This is a genomic window from Niabella sp. (assembly GCF_030150205.1).
Taxonomy (GTDB): Bacteria; Bacteroidota; Bacteroidia; order Chitinophagales; family Chitinophagaceae; genus Niabella.
In genome coordinates this window covers 39,596-49,610 of record NZ_JASLGT010000019.1, presented here as the reverse complement: position 1 = coordinate 49,610, position 10,015 = coordinate 39,596, and the positions used below count along the sequence as shown (strand labels likewise).

Annotated in this window: 11 protein-coding genes; 2 read left to right on the top strand and 9 right to left on the bottom strand. The window is 45.9% G+C overall.

All coding sequences use genetic code 11. The features are described 5' to 3' along the window. Positions 1 to 578 precede the first annotated feature (578 nt). Together Q1V85_RS15785 and Q1V85_RS15780 are read right to left on the bottom strand one after the other, a co-directional pair. Positions 579 to 1,838 carry a DUF4861 domain-containing protein gene (locus Q1V85_RS15785; protein ID WP_300601442.1) on the bottom strand — a complete coding sequence of 420 codons (1,260 nt, stop codon included), beginning with the start codon at positions 1,836 to 1,838 and terminating at the stop codon, positions 579 to 581. Positions 1,839 to 1,851: 13 nt separating this feature from the next. After that, positions 1,852 to 2,289, bottom strand: coding sequence for a nuclear transport factor 2 family protein (locus tag Q1V85_RS15780; RefSeq protein ID WP_300601440.1), 438 nt, complete (start codon positions 2,287 to 2,289; stop codon positions 1,852 to 1,854). A gap of 198 nt (positions 2,290 to 2,487) precedes the next feature. Between Q1V85_RS15780 and Q1V85_RS15775 the strand changes: the two genes are divergently transcribed. Then, positions 2,488 to 2,979: a C40 family peptidase gene (locus Q1V85_RS15775; protein WP_300601439.1), complete on the top strand. Its 492-nt coding sequence runs from the start codon at positions 2,488 to 2,490 to the stop codon at positions 2,977 to 2,979. 173 nt (positions 2,980 to 3,152) lie between these two features. Here the strand turns inward: Q1V85_RS15775 and Q1V85_RS15770 are convergent, their stop codons facing one another. The 6 genes from Q1V85_RS15770 to Q1V85_RS15745 all read right to left on the bottom strand — a co-directional run bounded on the left by Q1V85_RS15770 (position 3,153) and on the right by Q1V85_RS15745 (position 7,203). Next, on the bottom strand, positions 3,153 to 3,398 hold the full coding sequence (locus tag Q1V85_RS15770) for a hypothetical protein (RefSeq protein ID WP_300601438.1): 246 nt from the start codon (positions 3,396 to 3,398) through the stop codon (positions 3,153 to 3,155). Between the two features lie 86 nt (positions 3,399 to 3,484). Further along, positions 3,485 to 3,796, bottom strand: a complete 312-nt coding sequence (locus Q1V85_RS15765; protein WP_300601437.1) for a thioredoxin family protein — start codon at positions 3,794 to 3,796, stop codon at positions 3,485 to 3,487. Between the two features lie 11 nt (positions 3,797 to 3,807). Next, the gene (locus Q1V85_RS15760) at positions 3,808 to 4,443 is read right to left on the bottom strand and encodes a peroxiredoxin (protein WP_300601435.1); all 636 of its coding nucleotides are present in this window, start codon (positions 4,441 to 4,443) and stop codon (positions 3,808 to 3,810) included. A 203-nt stretch (positions 4,444 to 4,646) separates the two neighbouring features. After that, positions 4,647 to 5,306 (bottom strand): phosphatidylserine decarboxylase family protein, encoded by a 660-nt coding sequence (locus Q1V85_RS15755; protein WP_300601434.1) that lies wholly within the window; start codon positions 5,304 to 5,306, stop codon positions 4,647 to 4,649. A 412-nt stretch (positions 5,307 to 5,718) separates the two neighbouring features. Continuing rightward, positions 5,719 to 6,537 (bottom strand): energy transducer TonB, encoded by an 819-nt coding sequence (locus tag Q1V85_RS15750; protein WP_300601433.1) that lies wholly within the window; start codon positions 6,535 to 6,537, stop codon positions 5,719 to 5,721. Between the two features lie 90 nt (positions 6,538 to 6,627). After that, positions 6,628 to 7,203: a biopolymer transporter ExbD gene (locus Q1V85_RS15745; protein ID WP_300601432.1), complete on the bottom strand. Its 576-nt coding sequence runs from the start codon at positions 7,201 to 7,203 to the stop codon at positions 6,628 to 6,630. A 93-nt stretch (positions 7,204 to 7,296) separates the two neighbouring features. Between Q1V85_RS15745 and Q1V85_RS15740 the strand changes: the two genes are divergently transcribed. After that, on the top strand, positions 7,297 to 7,866 hold the full coding sequence (locus Q1V85_RS15740; protein WP_300601431.1) for a pentapeptide repeat-containing protein: 570 nt from the start codon (positions 7,297 to 7,299) through the stop codon (positions 7,864 to 7,866). Positions 7,867 to 8,054: 188 nt separating this feature from the next. Here Q1V85_RS15740 and Q1V85_RS15735 read toward each other — a convergent pair whose 3' ends face one another. Then, complete coding sequence (locus Q1V85_RS15735; protein WP_300601429.1) at positions 8,055 to 10,004, bottom strand: M1 family metallopeptidase; 1,950 nt, start codon at positions 10,002 to 10,004, stop codon at positions 8,055 to 8,057. Between the last annotated feature and the right edge of the window lie 11 nt (positions 10,005 to 10,015).

Genomic DNA, 10,015 nt, shown 5'->3' with positions numbered 1-10,015 from the left:
ACTAATATCGAAAAAAAATGGAGCATGCCCATCCAAAATTGGGGGTTCATACTCCATCAGTTCTTAACTATCTTTGACAACAGATGCCGCCTCTAAATGCAGTTGCTTAAAAACTGTTTACACAATTTATTTTACACTCTCACAAAATCACTGATTGCCAGCCATTGACCATTCACTATTGGCCATTAACTATTCAATGTCGTTTCCTTAAGCAATTTTTATGATTGCCGCAGATGCACAGATTGCGCCTGCGGCGCTTTTCTGCGCCATTGTTGTAGTTAAAGCCGATACCAAATCTGCGCATCTGCGGCTTTAAGGGAACGACATTGACGCTCTATTGACCATTCACTATTCAATGTCGTTTCCTTAGCGATTTTTATGGTTGCCACTGAAACACTGAGTCACTGATTCGTTGTGTTATAACTTTTACAGCAGCCACTGATAGCGCCTGCGGCACCGTCTCTGAGATATTTTTGGTCACTATTAAAACTCCTCCACATCCGTGCACCGACGGCCTTAAGGAAATGGCATTTATTAACTATTCACCATTCCCGCATTTTCAAATCTTCAAATGCTCCCTACCGGATCACCAACGGTTTTGCAAACTTTTCCGTTTCTGTTGTCATCATTTTTTCAAAACCTGCCTGGGTAGCAAAGGCCTTATCGGTTACCTCCCAGCCCACATAATAGCGGTATACAACCGGCTTACCGGCCGATGCCTTCATATCCAGGGTGAATACATTGGTTACATCCGTATTTTGTGCCGTGATATGCCCCCATCCTTTTACATTTGCAGCCGCTGTTAAAATTCCCAGGCCCAGCTGATCCTTATTTTCGCTCTGCCGGTCATAGGTATACAGACCTGCGATACCTAAACGGTTTATTTTATAATCCTGTTTGCTGAAAAAATCGATCGTGCCGGTCACCAGCGACGCATTCGCAGGAAGATTACTGAACGTTACTTTATTTTCGAAAAAATACTGTCCGCCCCAGATGCTGATCTGTTCAGTTACATTGATGGGCGCCGCTCCTGGTAAATACTGCCAGTTTTTATACCGGATTTCAAACACAGACCGCAACGGTCCGGAGCTCAGTTCCCGGTATACCACCTGTTGTACATTGCGCCCAAACCGGATCAGGGTATCTTTTCCATTTACAGTTGTACGCAACGCCAATGCACCGGCTCCCAGCGATTTTCCTACCTTCAGGATATCCATTCCCCAATCTGATAAATTATGATAGCTATTGCCCGGATGAGCGCCTACTTCATCCAAAACCATATAGGATACGCGTTTGCCCCATATATCATTCGCATTTCGAACATCAAAATACTTACGAAAGCCTACCCTGTCATTTTCCCAGGCCGGTCCTTCCGTTAAATAAGGCGGCAATTGCTGTTTTGAAAAATCTGTAGGAATATTGTTATACGGCATGGTATCCGTCATCACATTATTTCCAAAGCTGCCATCCGGTAACCGGTGCTTCTGCCTAACATAGGCACGTACCACCGCTTTTATTGCAGCCGGATGATCGCTGGGTGCTACCGAAAGCACCCGCTTTTGTTTGGGCGCCAGGTTCAGCAGCAGTATCGCCTCATCCCATACCCCATCTCCATCCAGATCATCGAACTGCACCAGCTGCGGCGTCTTTTTATCGGTGATCACCAGGTACTGCGCATCTTTCAATGCCGGCAGTTTGCGCTTTATCCATGCGCGTTTTAATACCACCAACTCATCTTTCCGTTCTATAGCTGACGGGTTGACGATTTCAATGGCTTTTGTTTGGGCAGACACTGCCACTCCAACAGCAACCGCTATTGCTAAAAAGCATCCTTTCATGTATGTATTTGTTTTATAAGGCCTTTACTGCCTGACGGGCGATCAATACCCATTGGTTGCCCGCTTTTGTCCAAACGGTCATTATTTTTAATGTGGTATGTCCTGGTTGCTGATTGTCATTGGTATCCGCATCCAGCAAATGACGTACGATCGCCGTATTGTTTACGATATAAATGGTTTGATCTTTAATATCGATTTTTGTAAAATCGCTGGCCCCGGTTTTAAATGATTCCAGGAATTCTGCTTTATTCTGCACTTTACCACTGGAATGTCCATAGGTCAGTTGCTCCGATGCCAAAGCGCTTAATACCGGTATATCGCTATCCAGCATGGCCTTGGTCAGTTTTTTAACAGCCACTTCTACCTGGCGGGTATTCTTTCCCTGCGCAAATAAAGTGGTACCGGAAGTCAGCAGCATTGCCAAAAAGAATGCAAAAAATCGTACACGCATAAGATCATTGTTTAACCCACAAATATACCCGATAATTTTTCAAAATGAAGCAGCTTCTATTTGAACGGCTATACGCCGGTACGGCATTATAATTGCTGCTGATGGTGACAAATGATATATCCACTCCGGCGATTTGCAATTATATGGTTACTGGCCCTGGGTGCCTGCACAGCGTCAAAAAAAAGCAGGCGCGCTCCTGTGCCCGTCCATACACCTGCTTCCAACGCAACAACCACAGATCCGCCGGAGCAAACAAACCGTATTCCGGATGCACCTATATCCGTATCCATGGACCGTCCGCTGCATATAGACCGGAAGGAATTTACAGCATATGCAAAAACCTTCCTGGGCACCCCTTACAAATACGGGTCTGCGGATCCGGATAAAGGATTCGACTGTTCCGGTTTTCTCTATCATATTTTTCAGCATTATCATGTAAAATCGCCCCGCAGTTCTTATAACTATGAATATGTAGGGCAGGAAGTAAGTCTGCAGCACGCATTACCGGGAGACCTTATCTTATTCAGGGGAGAAAACAGCCGCAGGATCGGGCATATCGGGATCATCACCTCTAATAAAATTCCCCTGAGCTTTATTCATGCCGCAGGAACCGGTACCGGCGTGATCATCTCTACCTTTTCGGGCTATTACCAAAAACAATTTGTGAAGATCATCCGGGTATTGGAATAAGGCGTATTCGATAAAGCAATCACATCAGCATAAAACACGCTGACAACCGGCGCTGTGCTTTACACGGTATCTAATAAAAACAAATAAACAAAGGCGCGACGGTACCCCCACAATAGGTCATAAAAAAAGCATCCTGCTTTTGACAGGATGCTTAAAAAGATCATTGTAATCCATTACCGGTCTATCGATCCCAGCACTTTCTTTGAAAAAGTGTTCAGTGCATCAGATTCCCGCATTCCGCTCTTCACCAGTTCATGCACCTCAATCGCTCCGCACAGGTTGGTGATCAGCTCACCAGCCACATCCAGCTCCTCATCCTTTACATTCATCTCACAAAATGCTTCCAGCACGTCTACCGTTGCCTGAAGTTTTTCAGCAGGGGCTGCCTGGTATAATTTTCTAATTATTGGTAATTTCATTCGAATATTTTTTATTTTTCTTTTAATGGCCCAACGGAACTTATCAGGATAAAAATTTTCAGCAGTTTTAAAGAAACTGAAACTTTTTATATGAACGTTTCATTGAATAATTCATTTAAAGATGCAGCCTGGTTGGTTTGCACCTGGTTTAACAACTGGCCATTCTTAAATACCGCAAACGTAGGCAGGTTGTCTACCTTTGCCAGCTTACGGGATTCCGGCAGCTTTTCAGCATCCACATAAATAAACGCCACGCCTTCATTTTCGCCGGCCAGTTTTTTAAATTTGGGCTTCATGATCCGGCAGTTGCCGCACCAGCCTGCACCGTATTGCACCATCACTTTCTCATTATCTGCAACCAGTTGCTGTAAATTATCTTCACTTAATTCTACGTACATTTTGTTTCGTTTTAATTGTGGCTAAAATAAGCAGCAACACCTTCGCGATCTGCGTTCATTGCTTTTTTACCTTCTTCCCAGTTTGCAGGGCACACTTCCCCATGTTTTTGTACGTGGGTATACGCATCAATCAAACGCAGGTATTCCTGAACATTGCGCCCCACCGGCATATCATTTACACTTTCATGAAACACTTTGCCGTCCTCGTCAATAAGATAAGTGGCGCGATAGCTTACATTGGATCCGCTCAGCTTTACTTCGCCGGTTTCATCATTTACTTCATAGTCGGCATCCAGTATTCCCAGTTCACCCGCCAGGTAACGGTGCGTATCAGCAAGGATGGGATAAGTAACTCCTTCAATACCGCCATTGTCCTTGGGGGTATTTAACCAGGCAAAATGCACTTCTGCACTATCGCAGGAAGCACCAATAACAAGGGTATTGCGTTTTTCAAATTCCTGGATAGCTTCCTGGAACGCATGCAGTTCCGTGGGACACACAAACGTAAAATCTTTCGGATACCAGAACAATAACACTTTCTTTTTATTTTCTACCGCTTCTTTGTATACATCGATCTTCAACGTATCTCCCATATCAGACATCGCATCAATGGCCACACTGGGGAACTTCTTTCCTACTAAAGGCATACTTTCTGTTTTATGATTTTATAAAATATGATTATGTTTTTCAATTGCGGTGCAAAAGTACCACAAAAAGCAAGGGAGTTCAAATGATAGTTTCTATAGCCCATAGATAAAATCTATAAAATATCGTTTCATATAGACGCCCGGAATGCATAAAAAAACCCCATCCGTAACGTCCGGATGGGGCCTGTCAGGTTATATATTTATTACCAGCGGGCCACCACGGTAACCCCGCCGATGGCTATATCACCGATCTTTACATTGATCTTCGCGTCTAAGGGCAACAGCAGGTCTACCCGGGAGCCGAACTTGATAAATCCCATTTCGTCGTTCTGCTTTACGTTCTTTCCTACCTGGTTATAGTTTACGATCCGCTTGGCCAAGGCACCCGCAATCTGTTTGGTCAGTACTTCCTTCCCGCTCTGATGCCGGTACACATTGGAGTGGCGTTCATTTTCTGTGGAAGATTTCGGATGCCAGGCCACCAGGTATTTCCCTTTATGGTATTGGTTATATACAATCTCTCCGTTTACGGGATTGCGGTTTACGTGCACATTCAGCGGACTCATAAAAATAGATACCTGTATCCTGCGGTCTTTAAAATACTCGTCGGCTTCCACTTCCTCAATTACCACCACCTTGCCATCGCAGGGAGCAATAACGGCTGCATCATCCACCGTATAGTTCCGGCCGGGAATTCTGAAAAAGGAAATGATCAGTGCAAATACCACCACCAATGCCGCTTCAAGGATCCAGAAAATAACCGGGTAAGCCTGAAACAGGAAATAATACAGTACAAAACTTATGATTAAAAACAGCACCGTACTGATGGTGATGGTAGCGTTGCCTTCCCTGTGTAATGTCATTTACTTTCGTTTAGGCCGCAAAATTACGCAAAACCGGCGAGGTTTTGTGCTTCATAACCACCCGGTACAGGAGATTTTAAGAACCTGTTTTCCCGGAGTACAGCCCCCGAAACCTGTGACAGCTTTTTTGTGACAAAAAAAAATTGTCACAGATCTTTGTCACAGGTTTTGAGTGAAGCACGGCGCTTTTACGCTGCCGCTGAAAAAAAGCCGGGGCCAACCTGGCTCCAGCTTTTAAAATTTGCGTACTACAGTTGCTCCATATTGTTGAAAGTGAATATACTGGGCCAGCCGGCATTTAAAAGCCCTATTTTCACAGCTTTTTTACCGCACAAAAGCAGTTCAGGTATCAACACAACCGCGAAGCAGCTATAACTTATTTTTAACAATTAAGGAAAGGGTCTTGCGTTTATCATTGTTCCAGTACCTGGAAGGTGATCGGTTGTTTCCGGTAAGCTTTTACCGGGTATCCGTTCTGAATAGCAGCTTTCCATTTGCCGGACTTTTTAATTACCCGGATGGCTTCTGCCGCCATGCCAAAACCCGGATCTTTTAGTATCTTAACATCACTTACCGTTCCGTTTACGTCTACCACAAACTGTACAAGCACCTGATAGTTTCCGGGAGCAGCCCCATTGTCTACGGGTATTTCACCACGGAGATTGGTTGTCAGAAACCTGTTCCAGTCGCCCGGGTAGCTCGCTTCAACCTGAACAAACGTAGCGATTTCCGGTTCCTTTTCTTTAGGCTTAATTTCTAAGATCCCCTTCCCGTCTTTTACGCCATCCGGCGGCACAACTATATTTCCCATTTTCTCCCCCTCTATGTCTTTCAAACCGATCTTTACATCTACCAGGTCTTCCTGGGAAGGTGGTGGTGTTGTTACATCCTTATCCTGGACAATTTTAGGGATCACAAATTGTATGGTTTCAATCTTTTTGGGCTCCTGTAATTTGGGTGCCGGTGGTGCCGGCGGCTCTACTTTTTCCGGTTCTTCTATTTTGGTAAGATCGACTACCGTAGTGATAATGGGAACCGGTGCTTTTTTGGGTTCTGCACCTTTTAATGCGGATGCACCCATAAAGGTTGCAATGACCAGGCCGGTGGCGCCCAGCGCTTTTACCAGCCGGCCGTTATAGGTATTGCGCAATTCATAAGCGCCATAGGACTTGTTTCTTCCATCAAACAGGATATCGAGGAAAGAAGCAGACAGGATTTTTGTTGTTTCCATAATTTATGTTTTAGTTGTTAAAATGCATGCGGTGCCCTGTTCCCAAACCAGGAGGTTCAGAAAAGAAGTAGGGTCAGGGAATACAATCAATCAGGGAATGTACTTCAGCTCATCAGCCTCTGGTTTCGTAAGCGCATACCGCGCGATCTTGTTGATCAGCATTTCATCCAGTACATGCACAACGGTTTTATAGTCGGCATTCTTACCGGGCTTGATCATTACCATCAGTTTGCCCTGGCGGCAGCTTTCCGGTGAACGCTTTTCTGCCAACGCCCTGGCTTCGCAGGCCGGGTCTGGTACAGTTGCCGCCATCACTGCTTTCTTTTTGCTGATCAATGTTGTTCTAAGCGCACCTGGTGTTATTGGATGCAGGTTGGCGCCACCAGGTTCCAACTGATCCTCGTAATAGGCAAGACTTCCATGATCTCCCACCAGGATGGTAAGCGCCCCGGAAGCGGCGGTGGGCGCCGGCGGCCCATCCTTGGGCATAAATAAGTTCATTGTGGAAGGATCACTCATTGCAGAAGTATAAATAAAAAAGGTAATCAGCAGAAAGCCCAGATCCACCATCGGTGTCATATCGATTCGTATGGCAGGCCGGTTAAAAGATGCGCCCCTGCTGCGTTTGCGGCCAACAGGCTCCAGAATGGTTTCCATGCTGCTCATAGTGTATGCTTTTACCTATTAGACCGGGCACGGTCATAATTCCATAAATTATTATTGTTCCTTTTTTGAAAAGCTATCTTTGATCAAAAAGATATGGGCCGCTATTTTGAAGATATGGTTTATGAAAAACAGGACTATGTTCAAACGCCTTTGCCAAAAGGCGATTATGAAGGTTGCCGTTTTAAGGGGTGCGGGTTTTCATCTTCCGACCTTTCTGCAGTCAATTTTATCGACTGTTGTTTTGAAGACTGCGACCTCAGCGGGGTACATGTAGAGCAGGCATCGTTCCGGGATACAATATTTAAAAACTGCAAGCTAGTGGGCGTACATTTCGAAGATGCACATACCTTTTTATTTTCGCCGCGGTTTGAAAAATCCACGCTAACCCTCAGCTCTTTTTATGGAGTAAAGATGAAACACGTTTCTTTTCATGACTGTGTTTTGCAGGAAGTGGATTTTGTGGATGCCGACTGCGGCGCCGTTGTATTCGGCAACTGTGATCTTTCAGGAGCCCGGTTCGAAAACACCAACCTGGAAAAAGCGGATCTTCGAACAGCGTTTCATTATTCGATCAACCCTGAAAAAAACAAGATCAAAAAGGCCATCTTCAGCTTGCCCCATATCACCGGTTTACTGGACAAGTATGATATTGTGATTCAATAAGCGATAACGGGCAGCTTTATTTCACCCAACGACGCAAAGAAGCAGCGCCGCAGTGTTGCGCTGCTTTCTTTGCCCTTTGTATTTCCTTTTTTTAATCGCCAATGAAACACAGAAACCCTGAAAAGGCTTGTCCTAATTGCTGTTTAAAACAACAAAGCTCAGTGCTTCTGCGTCTCTTTGACAAAATCCTATTTACCCGTCCAGGTATTGTTGGATCGATCCCAATCCAGTACTTTCTTTTCCGGATCAATTGTTACTTCCACGATTGGCGTGGTGGTGGCTACTTCAAATGCATAGGTACTGCCGCGCTGCCATATTTCAACCGGCAGGTTAATGGTTTGCTGCTTGCCATTGCTTTCCTTTATAAGAACGGTTACCGGCATCGGCATTTGTTCCAGGTTCTCCAGGGTGATCTGCGCTCCGTTGGCCGGTATGCGGTTCTTATATTTTACGCTGCTCACTGCCTGATCAATTCTCCAGTTGTTAAACACCCAGCCTCTCCAGAACCAGGCCAGGTCTTCGCCGCCTACGTTTTCCATGGTACGGAAAAAATCCCAGGGTGTGGGGTGTTTAAATGCCCAACGGTTGACATACTCCCGGAACGCCGCATCAAAGCGCTTGGGCCCCAGCACCGTATTCCGGAGGGAATGTAACATCAGGGACGGCTTAAAGTAGGCCGTATTTCCCAGGTTAGCCTGTTGTACCACATCTGGTTCGGTCAGTAAAATATCACCGGCATCGCTAAAAACGGACTGAACGGTTTTGGCTGCCGCCGGATCATCAAAATAACTTTGTTTTTTGAATTCGCCTTTATTAAATGCCGCACTGGACAGATCATTGATAAACGTATTAAAGCCTTCATCCATCCAGGCATATTTGCGTTCGTTGCTGCCTACGATCATCGGGAACCAGGTATGTCCGAACTCATGATCGGTTACACCCCAAAGTTCGCTGCCCATTGCTTTATAGCTGCAGAACACGATGCCCGGATATTCCATTCCGCCCACGATACCGGCCACATTGGTGGCCACCGGGTACGGAAATTCAAACAACTGGCGGGAATAAAACTCGAGGGATCCCTTTACCATTTCTGTACTGCGCTGCCAGCCATCGGCCCCAATCGATTCAACAGGGTAGGCGCTGAGCGCGAAGGATTTTTTACCACTGGGCAGGTCAATCTTTGCTCCATCCAGCACAAATGCGGCAGACGCGCCCCAGGCAGCGTCACGGGTGTTCTGTATTTTATACCGCCAGGTCGTTAGTCCCTTTTTAGTACTGATCCCTTTTTTGCCGATAGCTGCTGCGTCGCGGATCATAGTCGTTTTATCGCTAAGCTTTGCCGCAGCATACTGTTTTGCTTCTTCCGGTTTAAAACATTCGGCAGGGTTTAACAGCTCCCCGGAACCCACCACAATCATATTGGCAGGCGCCGTAATATTGAAACTGATATCGCCGTACTCCAGGTAAAACTCGCCCTGTCCAAGATAGGGCAGCACATTCCATCCCTGGATATCGTCATATACCGCCATACGGGGAAACCATTGCGCGATCTCATAGATCCATCCATTCTTTGTATTCAACCTTCCCATACGGTCGCTGCCATACTCCGGAACCTGGAACTTGTACTCAATGGTCAGTTTTACTTTTCCACCGGCGGATTTGAGCGGACTGGCCAGCCATACCTGTGTACGGGTATCGGTGGTGGTATACTCCGGTGTGTACTTTTTACCATTCTCTTCAATCGACATTGACTGGATCACATCCCCTTCGGTAAACATGGCATTGGCCCAGCGACCGCCTGCTGCCGTGGTTGTGGCAGTGGCCCGTGAATCGTTCCGGTACGCATTCTGATCGGTCTGCAGCCAAAGGAATTTTAAATTGTCCGGACTATTATTGGTATACAGGATCTCTACTTTTGCCGTAACGGTATGACCGGCGGTATCCAATGTGCTGTTGATCGTATAATCTGCCCGGTTCTGCCAGTATTTAGGTCCGGGTTCCCCGGATGCACTTCTGTATTCATTTCCGGGAGACGGATAGAAAAAGGGCGCAAAGGCTTCTGTATTACGGTATTTCGACTGTGCCCCAACAAAAACGGATGCCAGCGCAAAAATTGCCAGCAGGCTGCTTCTCTTCATATATAAAAACA